Genomic DNA, 20678 nt, shown 5'->3' with positions numbered 1-20678 from the left:
CAGTAAATTAGTCATCTGAAACCCCATTCTTTAATTAGAATGGGGTTTAGTTTTTAGTTTCTGAATTATCCACAAATAGATACCGCTAATTATATTCCTGTGTAATTTGAAGGTGTCACAGCTCGCATCTCGACTTTAACTGCTTCTGAAACAGCTAGAGTTTCAATAAAGTTAGCAATTGAATCTTTGTTAATGGCTTCGTTTGTTCTTGTTAAACCTTTTAATGCTTCGTAGGCGTTAGGATACGCTTCTCTTCTCAAGATGGTCTGGATAGCCTCTGCCACAACAGCCCAGTTGTTTTCAAGATCTTGTTTAAATTTCGCTTCGTTTAATAATAGTTTACTCAGTCCTTTTAAGGTAGATTGAAAAGCTATTAATGTATGACCAATAGGCACGCCTATGTTCCTTAGTACAGTGCTATCTGTTAAGTCACGTTGTAACCTACTCACCGGTAATTTTTCTGAAAGGTGTGTAAATATTGCATTTGCAATCCCTATGTTCCCTTCACTGTTTTCAAAGTCTATAGGATTCACTTTATGTGGCATTGCAGAAGAGCCTACTTCGCCTTCTTTAATTTTTTGTTTAAAATAATCCATCGAGACATAGGTCCAGACATCTCTGTCAAGGTCTAGAATAATGGTATTGATACGCTTTAAGCAATCAAACAAAGCCGCCATATGATCATAGTGTTCTATTTGAGTAGTAGGAAAGGAATGGTGTAGGCCAAGAGTTCCTTGTACAAATTCGTTAGCAAAAGCTTTCCAGTCTATAGATGGATACGCCACTTTATGCGCATTAAAGTTTCCTGTGGCACCGCCAAATTTTGCTGCGCTCTTTATATTATTTAATAAATCAAATTGCTCATCAAGACGTGTCACAAATACCTGTATTTCTTTTCCTAAACGTGTAGGAGAAGCAGGCTGTCCATGTGTGCGAGCAAGCATAGAAATGTCTGCCCAGTCTGAAGCGAGACTACTTAATCTTCCTTTTAACTCAAAGAATATAGGCACATACACCTCGTTCATAGCTTCCTTTAAGGATAGCGGAATTGCTGTATTATTGATGTCTTGTGAAGTAAGCCCAAAATGAATAAACTCTTTGTATTTCTGTAACCCTAGTCCGTCAAATTTTTCTTTGATGAAATACTCTACTGCTTTTACATCGTGATTGGTTACTTTCTCAATATCCTTAATTTTTTGAGCATCTTCGCTGGTAAATTCGCTGTATAATTTTCGCAAGGCGGGAAAAAGAGACGTGTCAAATTCACTTAGCTGAGGTAATGGGATATTCACCAGTGCTACAAAATATTCTACTTCTACCTGCACTCTATATTTAATGAGGGCTTCTTCAGAAAAGAAAGGAATTAGAGATGCGGTTTTTGATGCGTATCTCCCATCTATTGGTGAGATTGCTTTTAATGCTTGGTGACTCATAATTGCTAAAAAATTTTAAGAAGCAAAGATACGCAATACTCTTAAGTCCTCCCACTGGGTTTTATTACAATTAATAGACTGAGTTTTGATAGTATACTTTTTACTGCGAAATGGAAATACAGGTACTAAATGATTTTAAATCAATTCTTAACCAGTAATTAACACTAAGTTTCAAATATTAAAACTAGTTTTATTTCAATCAAATAAATTAACGAATATTATAAAATAACAATACGAGCGAAAAATTAGCAAAACTAAAGGAGTGTGGGGTTTCAAAAGTGGATGACGTTAATTGGATCGTTATGTAAATAGTCTACGTACTATGGTTGGAAATAGAGATGCTTTATTGGTGTCTGGTACTGATAAGTGGGAATTAGAGACGGTGTATATAAATTTCGCCCTAAATAAGTGCGGCTTAGAAGATCAAGGATAGAAGAATGAAAGCAATTAATGCTGCAGCGAGTTAAATTTCTGGAAGCAACCAGAAGAGTTGTCCAGCATTCTATTATATGGTAGCATACGAGCTTGCTTAAGCTCTCGCCATTTTACTACAAATAAAAAAGCCCACGCTTGTGGGCTTTTTTATTTGTTAGATTTTTTTGTTTAATAAAATCTATATCTAATAAGTAGCATAATCAGTAATTTCTAATCCGTAGCCTATCATCCCAACTCGCTTTGTCTGTTCGCTATTAGATAAAAGTTTGATTTTGTGAACCCCAAGATCGTGTAAAATCTGAGCGCCAATCCCAAAGTCTTTTGTGTCCATTGTGATTCTTGGTGCTTTTGCAATCTGATCATCTTCTTGCACCTCGCACAATGTTTTAAGCCTGTTTAACAAATTAAAAGACTGTGATTCTTGATTGATAAATACCATCGCTCCTTTGCCTTCAGCGTTTAGCGCAGCAAACATATCTTCAAGTTTTTTATCTACACTATTTGTAAGCGTTCCTAGAATATCGTTATTAACGAGTGTGGAGTTCATACGTACCAAAACAGACTCATCTTTAGACCAACTACCTTTCGTTAAAGCAATATGCACTTGATCATTGGTCGTTTGTTGATATGCTCTTAATCTGTAAGAACCAAAATTTGTATTAATCGTAAAATCTTCTTTTTTCTCGATTAGAGAGTCGTGCTCCATTCTATAAGCTACTAGTGCTTCTATACTTACCAGCTTTAAATCAAACTTTTTTGCAACTGCAGCTAGTTGAGGAAGACGAGCCATGGTTCCATCTTCGTTTAAGATTTCGACAAGAATTCCTGTGGGTTGCAATCCTGCTAGTCTTGCAAAATCTATAGCCGCTTCTGTGTGCCCAGTTCTACGTAAAACACCCCCTTCTTTAGCGCGTAAGGGAAAAATATGTCCTGGGCGCCCAAGGTCGCTTGGCTTCGTGTCTTGATCAACAAGTGCCTTAATCGTTTTTGCTCTATCGTGAACAGAAATTCCGGTAGTACAACCGTGACCTATAAGATCTACAGATACCGTAAATTGCGTATGGTGCAAAACAGTATTATTCTCCACCATCATCGTCAAGTCAAGCTCATTGCAGCGCTCCTCTGTTAAAGGTGCACATATAAGGCCACGACCATGCGTCGCCATAAAGTTTATCATCTCTGGAGTTACCATCTCTGCCGCAGCAATAAAGTCGCCTTCGTTCTCGCGATTTTCGTCATCAACCACAATTATCACCTTGCCCTTCTTAATATCTGCAATAGCTTCTTCTATAGTATTTAACTCAATTTGGGTACTGTTAATCGTCGTAATCATTGTCCTATTTTAAGGCTGCAAAGATACAAGATTACTTGGGGATTGTGAAGTGTATTTTGATGGAGGTTATTTAAATTAACCAGAATATCTATTTGGGTGGGTTGCGAGGAGTATGAATCAAGAACTTTTAAAGAATTATAAATTGTTTTACTTACGATGTTTAAAACAATTTTATTTCAGAAGTACTATTTAGCCCGTTTTTTGAACAACCGCGCAATGCGTTGACCAAACTGATCAAAATCTACAATACCTTGATCTGTGGTAGCGCGATATGTCAACCATACACTCAAGGGAAGCATAATAAGCGTACTAATCCAAGTTCCTATAAAAGGATGGATAGAGCCGTCTTCTGCACTGTTCTTTGCAAAAATACCGATGAAGTGATAGGTGAGAAATAATACAACCGCAACAACCATAGGTAATCCCATTCCTCCCTTACGGATAATAGCCCCTAAAGGCGCACCAATAAAAAACAAAATGATACAAGCAATACCGAGCACAATTTTTTCGTGAAGTGCAATCTCATATTTATTGAGTCGTCTCACCTTTCTCTTAGCATCTTTTTTCTTGGCCGCCGCAGCTTGGATCGTTCCATTTGCATTATTAACAGCCATAGCAATAATGTCTGCTCGTTGATGGGCTGGATAAATATCTAGAACAGAATTTATAGTGTCATTTAAAACTACGGTCAAAGTTTTTTTGTCTACAAATTTCACACTTCCAGTACGGTAATACATATTTTCAGAAAATCGTTCTATATCTTTACTGTAGGCTTCAGACAAAGAATCTATAGAAGTGCTTAGTTCTCCTATATTAAACATATTCTGGTTACTTATGTTATTTTCTTGTTCTACATCCTTCTTGTTCAGTGCAGTAAGATCAATGTTGATGGTGTATTGTTCAAAATACGTTTTGATAAATGGTTCACGTTGTTGTTTTTTATAATCTTTCTCGACCATCTCTTCATAATAATGTCCGTTATTAAGAATAAGACTCAGGGTATTACTTCCTTCTATGCTGGCAAGTTCTCCGTCTTCTGCGATAATAACAATCAGGTTACTAGAAGGGCGCTTCATATTTTTCTTATGAATAATCACTTCTTTCAGAAACTCCCCACGTTCGCCAGATTTTTCGGCTACTTTAATATTAAAGTCTTCTCCTATCTGATTAAATTGGCCTTCTGCAATGGCAATAGAAGGTTTGAATTGTTGAATATTTCGGCGTAAATTTTGCCACTTATATTCTGAATACGGAATCACATTATTACTGAAGAAAAATGCTGTAATCCCCAGTAATACGATAAATAAAGAAAGACTGCGCATTGCCCGTTGTAGCGAAATCCCAGTGGACTTCATTGCGGCAAACTCATAGCGTTCTGCAAAGCCCCCAAAAACCATTAAAGAGGTAACTAAAATACTGAGAGGTAATACGAGTGTTACGATTCTAGGGGAGTAGAACCAAAGAAATTTTAATACAATACTAAGATCAAGATCTTTGCCGGCAAGCTCAGAAATATAGAGCCAAATACCTTGCAGGATAAAAATGAACATTAAAATAATGAAGACGCTAAAAAACGTCTTCAAAAAACTAACCAATATGTATTTATCTAGAATTTTCAATCGAAAACGGAACTAGTCTAACCTGTTGATGTAGTAGCCCTCTTTTGTATATTTTGCTTCGTCAAAGGTAAACATCGTTTTTGACAAAGGTTGATTGGTTTTAAAAGAGTTTACTGTCAAAGTGTATTTTGTTCCCTGCGCATCAGTCTGGATCAATCTGTAAATATGTTTTGTTTGCACATCTATACCAAGAAGGATGATTTTAATTTCTGCATTTGGATCAATAGGGATCAGCTTTACGTACTGTATCTTACGTCCTTTTACATCTTGAAGAATGTCCTTTTTGAATGTATAGCCTTTTTCATAAAAAGTCAACATTTTTGAAGGTGTTATATCTTTATCGTCTTCTGCATTGTATGCAGAGATGGTTACTTCTTCATCTTCTGGTACTAACGTGTAAATATTTTTACCGTCAAAAATGCGGGTAGTTCCCAACATATTAAGAACGTAATTGTTGCCAGAAAGCGTCACGTTCCCTCTGGTGTCTTGATTTACATTTTCTTTGTCATTTGACAAGTTATATTTAAATTCAATCTCAATGTTCTCATAACTTTTCACCTTTTGAGAAACATCATTTAATAACGATTTCATATCCTGTGCCTGAGCAAAACTCACACATAAAATGCCTACAAAAAGTACTATTGTTTTTTTCATCTTATTATTATTGTTATTTCTGAAACAGTAAAAATATTATTCATTTTCTAGGTGCATCTTTAATGCCTCTAGAGTTGGTACTAAAACTTGTCTTGCTTTGCTTCCTTCAAATTGGCCTACAATACCTCCGGCTTCTAGTTGGTCTATTATTCTTCCGGCTCTATTATACCCTAACTTCAGTTTTCGTTGCAAGAGAGAAGCGCTTCCCTGCTGGGCAATCACTAGTACTTCTGCCGCATCTCTGTAAAGTTTGTCTCGTTCATTGATATCATTATCAAGATTTGTGCCACCGCCTTCTTCACCTGAATATTCGGGTAATAAATAGGCGTCTGGATATGCTTTCTGTGACCCAATAAATTCTGTGATATCTGCCACCTCTGGTGTGTCTACAAATGCACATTGCACTCTGGTGAGTTCATTTCCTGATGTATATAGCATATCTCCACGTCCTATAAGCTGGTCTGCTCCGCTACTGTCTAAGATCGTTCTAGAGTCTATTTTACTGGTTACTCTAAAAGCAATTCGTGCTGGAAAATTTGCTTTAATGATACCTGTGATTACATTTACCGAAGGTCTTTGTGTCGCTACAATTAAATGAATCCCGATGGCTCTTGCTAGCTGTGCTAATCTTGCAATAGGTGTTTCTACTTCTTTACCTGCAGTCATTATTAAATCTGCAAATTCGTCAATAACTAAAACGATGTATGGTAAGTAGCGATGCCCATTTTCTGGGTTTAATTTGCGCTGCTTAAATTTTGTATTGTATTCCTTAATATTACGAACTAAGGCGTCTTTTAGTAAGTCGTACCGCGCGTCCATCTCTATACAGAGTGAATTTAGAGTATTAATTACTTTGTTAGTATCTGTGATAATGGCTTCCTCGGTGTCTGGAAGCTTCGCAAGATAATGACGTTCTATTTTGTTAAATAATGTGAGCTCTACTTTTTTAGGATCTACGAGTACAAACTTCACTTCTGCTGGGTGCTTCTTGTAAAGTAAGGAGGTCAATATCGCATTCAGTCCAACAGATTTTCCTTGTCCTGTGGCACCCGCCATTAATAAATGAGGCATCTTTGCAAGATCTACAACAAAAGTTTCATTGCTAATTGTTTTACCTAGAGTGATAGGTAATTCCATTTCTGCATTCTGAAACTTAGGGGAGGCAATAGCAGAACGCATAGATACTATCTTTGGGTTCTTGTTTGGTACTTCTATACCAATGGTTCCTCTTCCTGGAATAGGCGCAATGATACGGATGCCTAAAGCGGAGAGTGATAGTGCAATATCATCTTCAAGGTTTTTAATTTTTGAAATGCGAACTCCAGCTTCTGGTACAATCTCATATAAAGTAACTGTTGGCCCAACGGTCGCTTTAATGTTTGCAATCCCAATCTTGTAATTATTAAGCGTTTCTACAATCTTGTTTTTGTTTTCTTCTAGTTCTTCTTGATTGATGGTAATCCCTTGGCCGTGGGTATAATCCTTTAATAATTCTATGGTAGGGAATTTATAATTACTCAATTCTAGGGTAGGATCAAACTGCCCAAAATCTTCAACGAGCTTATTGCTTAGTTTCTCCTCAACCGTTTCCTCTTTAGCGGCCTCGACTTCCATTGCTAAGGAGTCTGTGTCGCTTTTAATGATTATTTTTTCTACTGGTCGAGTGACTGGAGTTACTTTTAATGGAGGTGAAGGTGTATCATTTTGGATAACAGGTTTGGTAGTAGTCTCATCAGTAATAGCAGCTGTATTACTTTCCTTTGTTGTGTCTTCAGTAAAGTCTGATGCGATCACGGCTTTCGTCTTATTAAATGCTGCTCCCACACGCTGCGGTGTTAACTTTAGTCTTACTACAAGATAGACGATGGCAAGAAATGTCATTATGAGAATAGCACCTATAAGTCCTAGATAGTCTTGAAGTAGATCATTAATTTCAAAACCAATGACTCCAGACAATAGGGAATTTGTCTCAGAAAAGAATCCGAAGAAAACAGAAAGCCAAATCATTAAAAGGACACCCCAAAACCAAAACTTCTTCAAAGCGGTCTTAACATAATCAAAAAAGAAATACACTCCTGTTAGGGTGACTAATGAAGCCATTATAAATGCTGCGATTCCAAAACCTTTGTAGATAAATAAGTTACCTAGCCAACTCCCAGACTTGCTTAACCAATTTTTTGTAACGATCTCACGATCACTTAATGTAGCAAGTTCGCTTTGGTCTGATTGCCAAGAGAAGAAATAAGATATAAAAGAAAAGAGTAACCCAAGACCTAGCAAAAGTAAAAAACTACCGAATAGAATTTTTTGCTGTTTAGAGAGCGTAAACGAAAAAGGCTTACGGGACGTTTTTGTATTAGGGCTTGTTTTCTTTTTTGCTTTCGCCATTCTAAGGTAGGATTCTTTTAACAAAAATACATATTTTGTAAATGTAAGAAGTGAGTTTAGATTTTAAAATTTGGTAAGAAATAAAAGAGGCTTAGGTTCGTTTTTATGTTATTTGCTTAATTTAATGACCTATTCATTTGGTTTTTTTCTAAAATATGAATGGAATGATCTCTATCATTAATAAGGAGTGACACTAAAGCAATAAATTTTCAGAGGGTTTTTTGGTTTGAAAATTTTTATTGAAGTTTTTAAAAGGATATTAATAAAGGAATAGTGATGATGCTTGTTGGTTGATAGCCCTGGTTTATAATTTTTTAAAAAATCAAAATCAGAATCAGAATGATTCTTATAAATACACTTAGGAGGAAAATGATACCTTTACGTCTTTAAAATTTGAATATGAATTACCAAGAAAACCTTGCTATTATATTAGAAGCCTCACTTGTTGCGGGTACTAGAATAATGGAGGTATATGCGACAGATTTTGACGTAGAAAAGAAAGGGGATGATTCGCCTTTAACTATTGCAGATAAAAATGCAAATGAAGTAATCAATCAATATCTAGAAAAGACATCGTTCCCCATTATCAGTGAAGAAAATAAGCAGATTGATTATACTGTAAGAAAAGAGTGGTCAACCTGTTGGATCGTGGATCCGGTGGATGGGACAAAGGAGTTTATTAAACGTAATGGTGAGTTTACAGTAAATATTGCTTTGGTTGAAAACGGTACTCCAATTATGGGTGTTATCTATGTGCCAGTATCGAAGACTCTTTACTTCACAGGTGATAATGGGAAGCAATCTTTTAAAATGGATGATATTTCAGAAGGAATACTTATTTCTGAAATATTAAAAAATGCGACACCTATATCGCCTATAAAAATAGATGATAGCGTGGTAAAAGTGGTGGGGAGTCGATCACATTTAAATGATGATACTAAGGCTTTTGTAAGTGAGTTGCAAAAGAAGCACGAGGTGGAGATTGTATCTAAAGGGAGCTCATTGAAGTTTTGTCTGGTCGCAGAAGGAGAAGCACATATTTATCCTAGATATGCGCCAACAATGGAGTGGGATACTGCCGCGGGACACGCTATTTGCCAAGCAGCGGGTGTACAAGTTATAGATGTTACGACTAATGAACCATTAAAGTATAATAAAGAAAATTTATTAAACCCCTATTTTATCGTGCAAAGTTAATGGCTGCAATTAATAAAGAATCTCATGTTCGGAGTATCTTAAAGGGGGTCTCCTGGCGTGTAATTGCCACTACAGATACGTTGCTCGTGGTCTTGTTTGTCACTTGTTTGTTAGGTGATTGTAGTTTGGAAAATGCCATAAAAATAGGCCTTACAGAGTTTTTAATAAAACTCATCATCTATTATGTACATGAGCGCATTTGGCAATACAAAAGACGCGGGACGGATATAACAAAAAGTCAAACACTTTATAAAACCATCGTGTGGCGTATCATCGCTACGACCACAACATTTTTAATTTCTGGTGCGGTGCTCAATGGTTTTAATGAAATTGCACTTTTTATCGCATTGACAGAGTTAATTACTAAGTTTGTATTATACTATTTTCACGAACGCTTGTGGCTAACCATACCTTTAGGCAGAATACGTGATTATGTTAAAAAAATTTTTGCGCAATGAATAAGAATGTTTTTGCACATACCTACGAGGTGAGCGCAAAAGAGCGATCCCAATTAAAAGGTCATAAGGGTTTAGTTCTTTGGTTTACAGGACTTTCTGGTTCAGGTAAGTCTACCATTGCAAATGCATTAGAAAAGCAACTTGTTGCTCAGAAAATTCACACATATACACTTGACGGTGATAACGTAAGAAAAGGCTTAAATAATAATCTTGCTTTTTCTCCAGAAGACAGAGTCGAAAATATACGTAGAATTGCAGAAGTATCAAAATTGATGTTAGATGCAGGTTTATTAGTTTTATCTGCGTTTGTATCTCCTTATTCAAAGGATAGAGAGGGAGTGCGGAGTGCGGTAGGGGCAGAAAATTTTATCGAGATTTACATCAACACCCCTCTTTCGGTATGTGAGAAACGAGATGTAAAAGGTTTATATGCCAAGGCACGAAAAGGAGAGATAAAAGATTTTACAGGTATCTCAGCGCCTTATGAAGCTCCAATAAATCCAGACATTGAAATAAAAACAGAAGAACTTACTATAGACGAGAGCGTAGCTAAGATTCTTAAGAATATAGAACAAAAATTAGCCTTTTAAAATGAGTAAGTACTATCTTAATTATCTAGATGAGTTAGAGTCTGAAGCAATTTATATACTTCGTGAGGTATGGGCTCAGTTTGAGAATCCAGTTATTTTATTCTCAGGCGGTAAGGACTCCATTTTAGTTACTCATTTAGCTAAAAAAGCGTTTTATCCTTCAAAGATTCCTTTTGCTTTGATGCACGTAGATACGGGACATAATTTTCCAGAAACCATCCAGTTTAGAGACGATTTAGTAGAACAGTTTGGTGTTCAGCTCTTAGTAGGGTCTGTACAAGAGGCAATAGATAAAGGACGTGTAGCTGAAGAAAAAGGTAAAAATGCTACGCGTAATACATTGCAGATAACAACCCTTCTTGATGCTATAGAAACAAATAATGTAGACTGTGCAATAGGTGGAGGACGCAGAGATGAGGAAAAGGCAAGAGCAAAAGAGCGTTTCTTCTCACATAGAGATGACTTTGGACAGTGGGATCCTAAAAACCAACGGCCAGAGCTTTGGAACATTTTAAATGGAAAACATTTTGAGGGAGAACATTTTAGAGCATTCCCCATCAGTAATTGGACAGAGATGGATGTGTGGAATTATATTTTAAGAGAGAATATTGCAATCCCTTCATTATACTTAGCGCACCAGCGTGACGTGGTTTGGAGAAGCAATAGTTGGATACCAGTTTCAGAGCATTTAAAATTAGAAGAAGGTGAAAAAGTAGAAAATAGAAAAATTCGTTTTAGAACCTTAGGCGATATCACTATTACTGGCGGTATGGAGTCTGAGGCAGACACACTTGAAAAAATTGTTACAGAAGTAAGTTCGATGAAACAAACAGAACGTGGTAATCGTACAGATGATAAACGAAGTGAAAGTGCTATGGAAGATAGAAAAAGGCAGGGGTATTTTTAACATCACATTTTTTACGTTTATAGCTTCAAATTAGAATAAAACATGGAAAATTCAAATGATAGATAACAATCAATTATTAAGATTCACAACGGCTGGTAGTGTTGACGATGGTAAGAGTACGTTAATAGGTCGCTTACTTTATGATAGTAAGGCTATTTTTGAGGATCAGTTGGATGCTGTAGCCGCAACTAGTAAACGCAAAGGACATGACGGTGTAGATTTAGCCTTGTTTACAGATGGTCTTAGAGATGAGCGGGAGCAAGGGATCACTATTGATGTTGCCTACCGATATTTCACTACACCAAAACGGAAGTTTATTATAGCAGATACTCCAGGGCATATACAGTACACTCGTAACATGGTTACAGGGGCGTCAACAGCAAATGCTGCGTTAATTCTTATTGATGCCAGACATGGTGTTGTCGAACAAACTAAAAGACATGCTTTTATTGCCTCATTGTTACAAATACCGCACGTTATTGTGTGTGTTAACAAGATGGATCTAGTTGATTATTCTGAAACAGTCTACAACGATATCGTATCTCAATTTGAAGAATTTTCATCAAAGCTGTATGTAAAAGATGTTAGGTCATTACCCATGAGCGCCTTAGATGGGGATAATGTGGTGAACCGAAGTGAGAATATGGACTGGTATCAGGGAGCTCCATTATTGCATACGCTGGAAACACTACATATAAGTAGTGATTTAAATAAAATAGACGCGCGTTTTCCAGTCCAAACCGTTTTGCGGCCTCAACGTGAGGGATTTATAGATTACAGAGGGTATGCTGGGCGATTAGCCAGCGGTATTTTAAGACCTGGTGATGAAGTAACGGTGTTGCCTTCAGGATTTAATTCTAAGATTAAGACCATAGATACAGATAAAGGCCCTCTTTCTGAAGCCTATGCTCCCATGTCTATATCCGTAACGCTAGAAAATGATATTGACGTGAGTAGGGGAGATATGATCGTTAAAGTGAAAAATCAACCAAAGCCTATGCAAGAGTTTGATGCAATGCTTTGCTGGTTACATAATGAAGCTGCAAAACCTAGAGCAAAATATACCATTGTTCATACTTCAAATGAACAAAAGGCAATGTTAAAAAACATAGTCTATAAAATAGATATTAATAGCTATGCTCGAATTGAAGATGACACTTCATTACATATGAATGAGATAGCTCGAGTTACAGTAAAAACAACACGACCGTTAATGATTGATGAGTATAGAGATAACCGAGTAACAGGTAGTTTTATCCTCATAGATGACACTACACATGAGACTGTTGCAGCTGGAATGATTGTATAAAGAGATGGATGAAAAATTTTTAATTTCTGGTGGAATCCCACGTGTTCTTGGAGAACTAATCCCTGGTCATGTCTTTAAGAAAGCAGAGTTAGCCGAAATTAATTTCACTAAAAAAACCTACAAACCAGTATTAAATTATATTTCGCCTAAAGAATATTGCGCAGATATAGCTCCTTCTATAACTTTTGGAGGTTTCTGCAGAGTTGATTCTAAATTTTATATCCCAACTAGAACAGAGGTTCTTGTATTAGATGCTGCTACATACGAAGTAGAAGAAGTAATTACAGACCCTTTATTTAATGACCTTCATGATGTTCTTGTAAAGGATGGAATACTTTATGTTGCTGTGACAGGTATGGATGCTGTATTTAAGATACATTTAAATACGAGAGAACGAACGATCGTTAATATTGCGGGTAAACTACCATTTCATCGCTTTAAGGAGAGCGATAATTTAAACAAAAGGTCTTCTTTAAAGCCGCACGAAGCACATCCTAATAACTTATTTGAGATAGATAATCAAATATGGGTTACACGGTTAAAGATGATGGATGCGGTATGTATTGAAGATATAAGTAATACAATAAATATTTCTGCTGGACTGCCTCACGATGGATTTGTAAAAGATAATTTTATTTATTTTACTACCGTGAATGGTTACGTGGTCATTATAGATAAAGCAACCATGAAGGAATCAAAGTCTATTAAATTGACAGGGGAAAAAGAAGTAGAAGGCACTCCTCTGGGTTGGTGTAGAGGGATTTATGTTGATGAAGATTATTTTTATGTGGGCTTTACAAAATTACGAACTACAAAATTTACAGAAAATCTTGATTGGGTAAAAACGATTGTTTCAAAAAAGAAGCTGATTGATAAGCCTTTACCCACACGTATTGAAAAATATACAATAGATGGAACTTACGTTTCACAATTTATATTTCCGAAGGATAGCATTTTTAATATCTTTTCAATAATCAAAATAAATATTGATTGACATGGCTTGTCTTTTTTGATCTGAAACTTGATTTAGAATAAATCTTAATCACATCGCATATGTTATGCTAAACCATTAGATTTGTTTTAATAGTTTTTTATGACACCAACAGAAAACAACTTCTTTTTTATATAATGAAAGACTTAAATAAGATACTGAAAGCAGGTTTGCTTTGGAGTGCAATACAAGTCTTGTTCCGCCGCATTTTTGATTTTATCGTAAAACTAGTTTTACTCAATGTACTATTTCCAGAGGATTTTGGTTTAGTTACAATGACCGTTGTCTTTACAAGCATCATTCAAGTTATTGCAGATCTCGGTATGAAAAACGCCTTGATTCAGAGAAAGAAGGCGCAACTTTTTGACATTCATTATCAGTCTGTTTTTTGGTTTGGGATAGTCTGGGCTAGTCTGATATTCATATTAGTGTACTTTTTTGGTAATCCACTTATTTCAAATTTCTTTGAAGAACCTCGTACCGTTAAGATACTCCCTGTTTTAACCATTCCTATAATTATAGAGGCCATTACCTTAGTGCATCGCGTAAAAATTTTACGCGTGTTAAATTTTAAAAAGATGGCTTTGATTCAAACGTCATCTGTTGTAATCGCTGGTTTGATCTCGATTACTATGGCATTGAATAGTTTTGGGGTATGGTCACTTGTGTTTTACATTTCTTTACCTTATTTGATTCAGCTACCCTTATTTTTAATTTTGGTGAAGTGGCTACCTAGGTTTACTTTCAGTATAAGGTATTTACAAGAAATATTTAAGATAAGTGGATATATATTTATTACCACCCTGTTAATAGTGCTAACTGGTAATCTGGATAATTTATTTATAGGTAAAATAATGGGGGCAAAAATACTTGGCATCTATAGTTTAGCTTTTATGTTTACCATTTTGTTGAGCAGTCAAATTACGAGTATGATGGATCGAGTGTTATTTCCATTTTACAGTAGGGTTCAAGACGATATTGCCTTAGTAAAACGATACTACTTAAATAGCCTGCTTTATTATGCGATAGTACTTTATCCTGTGATGCTTTTGATGCTGTTTTTCTGTTCGCCTATTTTAGATTTTTTTTTTGACAGCAAATGGAGCACGGCTGCACCAGTGATTAGAATCCTTGCCTTTGTGGTTCCTGTACAATTATTTACCCACAAGAGTACGCTCGTGTATCGAAGTTTGGGTAAGCCTAGATTAGAGACATTTATATATTTACTGACCTTATTATTTGTGATGTTGCCAGCGGTATATTTGGGTAGTTTTTATGGAGTAGAAGGTATTTCTTTAGGGATATTCGCGGCAGCATGTATTAACCTTTTTGTATCTCTTTATTTTTTAAATAGAGAACTATCCATCACATTCAAAGATATTCTAGTAAAACTAAAGGCGCCATTAATTGGTTTTTTCATGACTATTTTAATTATGTCACCTATTTATTTGTTTGTGGAAGCACATATATTTGTTCAATTATTAGTTTTGATTCTTATCTACGGAAGTGTTATCTATTATTTTCACGGTGAGAAGATTAAAAATTTAATCAGAAAAATACTGTTGCTGAAATAGTGACCATTTAAATTACGCTCGTATTATTTAAACTTTAAAGTATTTTTAAAAGCAGTGTGCTACCATATGGGACGTTTATCTACAAATGAAACTTTCGCTAAAATCGCTAAATATTTATATATAGCTTTCTTTATAACATCTTTTATCTCTTATACACTTAAGGAAAAAGGATTGCACCTTGTATGGTCAAGAACCACAGTTGCAGATTTTATTGTGCTATTAGCATTAGTCTTTACCATACCTGCTTTTCTTCATATGTTTAAAAATTTATTAAAATTTCCGAAGCCATATCTGGCCGCAGGAATATTGTTAATTGGGTTTTTAATAACAGCGATATTCTCTAGCTATCCAATGATGACCTTGGTGGAGTGTATTATAATATTGTTTTTGTTGTTGATTTCAATTGGTATTTATCTCACCTTTCGAGAAACACCTTTGTCTTCGCTGTTATCGTGGTTCATGTGGGGTGCGATACTTTTTACCGTGATTGGTTTTTACGATTTAGCGGCAGAGCAGTATGGATTCTATCGTGTTTTTCCTGTTGCCAAATATCCTGGAGTACTAATAGCTGGCTTTAAAAATACTGGACAAGCTGGTTCTTTTTTCATGATAATATTTATCTTATTACTTCCATTGCGTTTCTCAAAAACAATAGACTTAATATCTAAAAGCCGAAGATTATTATTGAATATAGCTTTAGTGAGCTGTTTATTGATGTTATTCACTTTAGGTAAGTACTCTGTGATTTTTGGTCTAATAGTAGGGACCATCTTATTTGCCTTATTTACAAGACGTAAGGCGATTGTATTTTATTTAATTGCTGTGATCGTCTTTTTTATAGGATTTATACAGATCCTCAAAGTTATCTTGCCTGACGCTTATGGACGCGTGGGCTTTAAGTTTGAAAACAGAGTCTTAAAAAATGAGTTGAACACAAAAGAGGCTGGTTTTATAGAGGAGAATTTTACGGCTGCAATCACTGCTTTTATTGATCATCCAATCACGGGTTGTGGTTTAGGTACATTTCAATGTACTTATCATTTTTATGAAGTTCATAGCACTTATTTAAAAATGTTAGGAGAAGCAGGGCTCATAGGAGTGTTTGCCTATTTGTTTTTTATGTTTAGGTTTGTTAGAATATTCCCCATTAATTGGAAACAGAGTGAAAATCCTCTTACACATTACTTGCAATGCATGCTACCTTTATTATTAGGGGCTTTCGTAACATGGACATACACTTACCATTTAAGAAAACGGGAATTCTGGATTTTACTAGCAATTGTTTTAATTGTTGATTGGAAAAGACGAAGATCTGAGCTTGATTCACATTATATTAAAGTAAACGATCAGATATAATTTTTTGGCACATTACTTTAGGTAATGTATTCATGCTTTTTGTTGTTTTATTGACTTCAAAATGGGTGTTCCTACTTTATGTTAAAATATTATTTTAGAACTTATGTAATGCGTCTTTAATTCAATACTCTTAGCTAAATGCATAGCCAAAAAAATGTATATATTTGTTTATTGTTTTAACAAAATTAATTTAACATTTTGAACACTATAGCATCTAATATTTTTTTAAAAAATTTGCCAAGCATTTTATTGTTTCTTCTTTTTATTTTGTTTGGTTCGAAAAACCTAGCTTTTGCCCAAACAAATCCTGGGAATATTACTCCATCTCAATTGAGTTCAATGTCGGGAGATGATCTAAAAGCATTCATACAAAGTTCAAAGCAAAAAGGTTTTACTACTGAGCAAATTAAGGCATTGGCCTTTTCAAAAGGAGTGTCAGCATCTCAAATTGCTAGAGCCGAAGAAAAAATAAATGGCACTTCAGGCATAATGTCTGAGATAGATACATCCCTAAATATTTCAGAATCACAGTCTGTTGGTCTTTCGAATAATAGTGTAATAATAAAATCAAGTTCTGACCCATTGTTTGGGTATGATTTTTTTAATAATCAAAATATAAGTTTTCAGCCTAATGTGAATTTAGCTACCCCTGAAAGTTATCAATTAGGGCCAGGTGATGCCTTAGTTATTAGCTTGTGGGGAGCCGCAGAAAATTCATATGATGTAGAAGTAAACAGAAATGGTTTAGTCAAATTACCAAATGTTGGTCCAATTGTGGTAAGTGGAATGAGTATAAAAGATGCTGCTGTAAAAATTGAAAATGCCCTTAGAATGGTGTACTCGGGGATTTCTGCACCAAATTTAAGTCCTTATAAAATATTCACCAATGTGTCACTGTCAAGTATACGAACTGTTCAAGTTGACATCATTGGCGAAGTTAAAGTACCCGGAACATACTCGTTAAGTGCGCTTTCAACTGTATTGAATGCACTATATGCTTGTGGTGGCCCAACAAGGAAAGGAACCTTCAGAAATATTAAATTGATAAGAAATGGTAAAGAGGTTTCTACCTTTGATATTTATAGGTATCTAACTGAAGGATCTCAAGAAGGTAATAATACCCTTAAGGATCAAGATGTAATAATTGTGGGTGCCTATATTTCAGAAATAAATATTAATGGCGCAGTGAAACGTCCAGGTACTTATGAAATAAAAAGTTCTGAAACACTAAAAGATTTAATTGAATTTGTTAGTGGATTCACTTCAACTGCTTATCGAGATATTATCAAGTTACGGCGAATAGATGGCGATAGAATGAAGATTAAGGAACTAGATTTCGTAAACTCAGGAGTAGCTCCCTTATTTGATGGAGATGTTATTACCGTAGACTCTATTATTAATAAAATAGAAAATAAGGTTACCATACGTGGCGCCGTATATAGAGCTGGTGACTTTGAGTATATTTCAAAAATTTCACTTTTACAATTGATAGAAAAAGCCTCTGGAATAACGGAAACAGCCTATTTGGGGCGGGGTTTAATAACTCGACAAGATAATGAAGGAGCCTTAAAAACTCGAATTGCTTTTTCTGTAGGTTCTGTTTTGAATGGGGAAGAAAATATCGTGTTACAGCCTAACGATGTCGTTCAGATATTTGACGAATCTGTGGTTAAGGATAGCGGTACAATATCCATAGCAGGTGCTGTAAATGAACCAAAATCAATACAATTCGTAGAAGGTATAACATTAGAAGATTTAGTAATACTCGCTCAGGGTTATGGGAAGAGAGCAAATTCTAAAGTTATTGAAGTTACTCGTGAAATTATTGATGAGGACTATAATACGGTGAATCAAATTTTTAAAATTTCAGCAGAACAATCTTTGGATATGAGCAATAATACTGCATTTGTTTTTAAACCAAATGATAAGATTTTTGTCAAGTACTTGACAGGTTCAGCAGACCAGTCTTACGCTTATATTGAAGGCGAGGTAAGTTATCCTGGACAATATTATTCAGAGTATAAAAATGAGAAAATTCTTGATTTGATAAAAAGAGCAGGTGGACTTTCTCCTTATGCCTTTGAAGACGGAGCTACATTAATCCGTCAAAACCCATTCTATAAAGAGAAGGCTTTAAGTATCACAGAAGAGTCGATCAACATAGATGATGATATAGATGATGATATAGATGATGATAAAGATAATTCTAATAAAGAAGGTATAAATATTGACATCGATAATAAAAAAGAATTTCGTCTCGGCATTGATTTAAGGAAAATAATTGCGCAAGGCGATAGTTCAAAGCAGAACTTAGTTTTAAAAAATGGAGACGTTCTGTTTATCCCATCAATAAAGCAAACAGTAAAAGTAGAAGGCGAGGTTTTACTTCCATCCTTAATAAGACACAATACTGGGGAAGATTTGCTTAAATATATTAACAAATCTGGTGGGTTTACTAGCGAAGCAAAAAAAGGTAAGGTTTATGTGATTTATCCAAACGGCGATATTTCATCTACTAAACATTTCTTTTTTTTTAGAACTTTTCCAAAAATAAAACCTGGCTCGATTGTGCTCGTTCCGAAAAAACAAGAAAGTTTAAATAGTTTGACAACACAAGAAATAATAGCCGGCACTACTGGTGCAGCAACTTTAGCACTGTTAATTCAACAGATTTTAAGATAATATGATGGTCGATAAAAATATTGCAACATCTGAGGAGAACTACAAGGAGATTTTGAGTTATGTTAAGGACTTTTTTAAGACACGAAGATTTATTTTTTTAATATTATTAATTTCATTGATACTAGCGTTTATTACACTTTTACTAACGCCAAAAACTTACAGCTCTAAAGTTACTTTCATCGTACAAGGTGTTGATAATACTAAAGCTAAAGGTGGAATAGGTGGAATAGTAAGCTTGTTAAGTGGCGGAGGTAATAGCTCCGGATCGAATTCAGACATCCCGACCTTTTTATATCCTCAAATTATTGAGAGTCTTAATTTTCAGCGCAAATTATCTGAAACCCCTTTAAAATTTAAAGGGTTGGATTCTACTATTTCATATAGAAAATATGCAATGGAAATCGAGAGGCCTGCTGTAAAATCTTCTATTCTCAAATATACCATAGGGTTGCCAAAATTGCTTTTTATATCTAATAAAAAAGCCGCTACAATAAATCAAATTGATAGTTTAGTTTATATAAGTAATACGGAAAAAAAGATATTTAGCTCATTAAGAGATAAAATATTACTTAAAATTGATGAGAAAGATGGCACCTTTGAGATGAGTGCAACATTTGTTAATGAATCTATTGCCGCAGCTCAATTAGCCCAAAGGGCCAAGGAAATTTTACAAGATGAAATTATTAGATATCGAATTGCAAATGCAAAAGAAAAGTATAATTTTATTGATAAGCAATATGCTGAAAAAAAATTACTGTTTGATGCTTCTCAACTTAGCTTAGCGCGTTACAACGATAGAAATTTATTTAACGCCACTAATTCATCGCAAATCAAAAGAAAACAATTAGAGGATAAGAGTATGTTGCTATATTCTATATTCTCTGACCTTGAGCAACAACGTTTATCACAAAGCATAAAAATCCAAGAAGATACCCCAACGTTCACAGTAATCAATCCGGCTGTGGTGCCTTCGAATGCTGATTCAAAAAATAGTATTAAGACAATTGCTTTGTTTTTGTTTGTGGGGTTTTTTGTGTCAATTTTAAGGTATATTTTTATTGTTACCAAACGATATATCAGATCATTATGGCGAACGATATAAAAGAAGCTTATTTCACGTTTTAATGTTGACTATGATGGGGCAGATTTGTGAAAATAAATTTAATACTGGTTTCACTTAATTTTGAAATTTAAATTTTGAAGTTGAAAATACATAACATCTAAAATAATTTTCAATTTGTTGAACACTTTTATCAAACGTAAAATAAAAAAAATAAAAAAAATAAAAACAGTAAAGGCGGGGTTTATAAAGTTACATTTCACTGAATTATTTGTTACCAAATTCCCAACTAATAATATATACAATCTAGATGCATTCACCTACGTGAATAATTTAGAAAATCTGTTAGATATCGAATCGAGACCGAAGCAATTTTAAAATTGCTTATTTGGAAGCAGTCTCAGATAATATTGTTTGGATAACACGTGATAGTCTTTATGATGAAATCAAAAACCTAAAAGGGGGTTATTATGATTACTTATAAAAACAATTAAGTCAATTAATAGAAAAACAACAGGTATTTTGCAAACTAACTAAATGAAATAGGCCAATGTGTTTTCTCTTTAAAATCAGTGACAATTAGATTTAATTTTTTCGCTAAAATGGTTTTCATGGCTTCAATGTATATTATAGTTGATTAGTACAGAATTAACGTTACTAAATATTGTCGTGATTTAATATTTGATGTTACA

At 34.8% G+C, this 20678-nt stretch carries 16 protein-coding genes; 11 read left to right on the top strand and 5 right to left on the bottom strand.

Annotated elements, in window-relative coordinates:
- Window positions 1-89: 89 nt before the first annotated feature.
- Window positions 90-1433 carry an adenylosuccinate lyase gene (gene purB, locus ABXT71_RS11690; RefSeq protein WP_415371538.1) on the bottom strand — a complete coding sequence of 448 codons (1344 nt, stop codon included), beginning with the start codon at window positions 1431-1433 and terminating at the stop codon, window positions 90-92.
- Between the two features lie 292 nt (window positions 1434-1725).
- Between purB and ABXT71_RS11685 the strand changes: the two genes are divergently transcribed.
- Entirely contained in the window at window positions 1726-1866 is a 141-nt protein-coding gene (locus ABXT71_RS11685; protein WP_415371537.1) for a DUF2853 family protein, read from the top strand.
- 186 nt (window positions 1867-2052) lie between these two features.
- Here ABXT71_RS11685 and ribB read toward each other — a convergent pair whose 3' ends face one another.
- From ribB to ABXT71_RS11665, 4 genes are all read right to left on the bottom strand, one after another.
- Window positions 2053-3201, bottom strand: a complete 1149-nt coding sequence (ribB, locus tag ABXT71_RS11680) for a 3,4-dihydroxy-2-butanone-4-phosphate synthase (protein WP_415371536.1) — start codon at window positions 3199-3201, stop codon at window positions 2053-2055.
- Window positions 3202-3386: 185 nt separating this feature from the next.
- Entirely contained in the window at window positions 3387-4796 is a 1410-nt protein-coding gene (locus tag ABXT71_RS11675; protein ID WP_415373110.1) for an LptF/LptG family permease, read from the bottom strand.
- Between the two features lie 36 nt (window positions 4797-4832).
- Complete coding sequence (locus ABXT71_RS11670; RefSeq protein WP_415371535.1) at window positions 4833-5474, bottom strand: LolA family protein; 642 nt, start codon at window positions 5472-5474, stop codon at window positions 4833-4835.
- A 36-nt stretch (window positions 5475-5510) separates the two neighbouring features.
- Window positions 5511-7862 carry a DNA translocase FtsK 4TM domain-containing protein gene (locus ABXT71_RS11665; protein ID WP_415371534.1) on the bottom strand — a complete coding sequence of 784 codons (2352 nt, stop codon included), beginning with the start codon at window positions 7860-7862 and terminating at the stop codon, window positions 5511-5513.
- Window positions 7863-8261: 399 nt separating this feature from the next.
- On the opposite strand from ABXT71_RS11665, the gene cysQ reads away from it, so the two are divergent.
- From cysQ to ABXT71_RS11615, 10 genes are all read left to right on the top strand, one after another.
- A complete protein-coding gene (gene cysQ / locus ABXT71_RS11660; RefSeq protein WP_415371533.1) occupies window positions 8262-9059 on the top strand; it encodes a 3'(2'),5'-bisphosphate nucleotidase CysQ in 798 nt (265 codons plus the stop codon).
- Complete coding sequence (locus ABXT71_RS11655) at window positions 9059-9517, top strand: DUF2061 domain-containing protein (RefSeq protein ID WP_415371532.1); 459 nt, start codon at window positions 9059-9061, stop codon at window positions 9515-9517. Before cysQ ends, ABXT71_RS11655 begins: the two co-directional genes overlap by 1 nt.
- Window positions 9514-10107 carry an adenylyl-sulfate kinase gene (cysC, locus tag ABXT71_RS11650; RefSeq protein ID WP_415371531.1) on the top strand — a complete coding sequence of 198 codons (594 nt, stop codon included), beginning with the start codon at window positions 9514-9516 and terminating at the stop codon, window positions 10105-10107. The genes ABXT71_RS11655 and cysC overlap by 4 nt, the downstream gene beginning before the upstream one ends.
- Window position 10108: 1 nt before the next feature.
- Complete coding sequence (cysD, locus tag ABXT71_RS11645; RefSeq protein ID WP_415371530.1) at window positions 10109-11014, top strand: sulfate adenylyltransferase subunit CysD; 906 nt, start codon at window positions 10109-10111, stop codon at window positions 11012-11014.
- A 55-nt stretch (window positions 11015-11069) separates the two neighbouring features.
- A complete protein-coding gene (locus ABXT71_RS11640) occupies window positions 11070-12323 on the top strand; it encodes a sulfate adenylyltransferase subunit 1 (protein WP_415371529.1) in 1254 nt (417 codons plus the stop codon).
- Between the two features lie 4 nt (window positions 12324-12327).
- Window positions 12328-13317, top strand: coding sequence for a hypothetical protein (locus ABXT71_RS11635; RefSeq protein WP_415371528.1), 990 nt, complete (start codon window positions 12328-12330; stop codon window positions 13315-13317).
- 134 nt (window positions 13318-13451) lie between these two features.
- A complete protein-coding gene (locus tag ABXT71_RS11630; protein ID WP_415371527.1) occupies window positions 13452-14888 on the top strand; it encodes a lipopolysaccharide biosynthesis protein in 1437 nt (478 codons plus the stop codon).
- Window positions 14889-14954: 66 nt separating this feature from the next.
- Window positions 14955-16244: an O-antigen ligase family protein gene (locus tag ABXT71_RS11625; protein ID WP_415371526.1), complete on the top strand. Its 1290-nt coding sequence runs from the start codon at window positions 14955-14957 to the stop codon at window positions 16242-16244.
- A 198-nt stretch (window positions 16245-16442) separates the two neighbouring features.
- Complete coding sequence (locus ABXT71_RS11620; protein ID WP_415371525.1) at window positions 16443-18926, top strand: SLBB domain-containing protein; 2484 nt, start codon at window positions 16443-16445, stop codon at window positions 18924-18926.
- A gap of 1 nt (window position 18927) precedes the next feature.
- A complete protein-coding gene (locus tag ABXT71_RS11615; protein ID WP_415371524.1) occupies window positions 18928-20028 on the top strand; it encodes a hypothetical protein in 1101 nt (366 codons plus the stop codon).
- Window positions 20029-20678: the final 650 nt, after the last annotated feature.

Origin of the sequence: Patiriisocius sp. Uisw_047, from assembly GCF_047730165.1 — a bacterium.
GTDB lineage: Bacteria > Bacteroidota > Bacteroidia > Flavobacteriales > Flavobacteriaceae > Patiriisocius.
The sequence above is the reverse complement of the archived record's forward strand: the minus strand, read 5'-3'. Positions and strand labels throughout refer to the sequence as shown.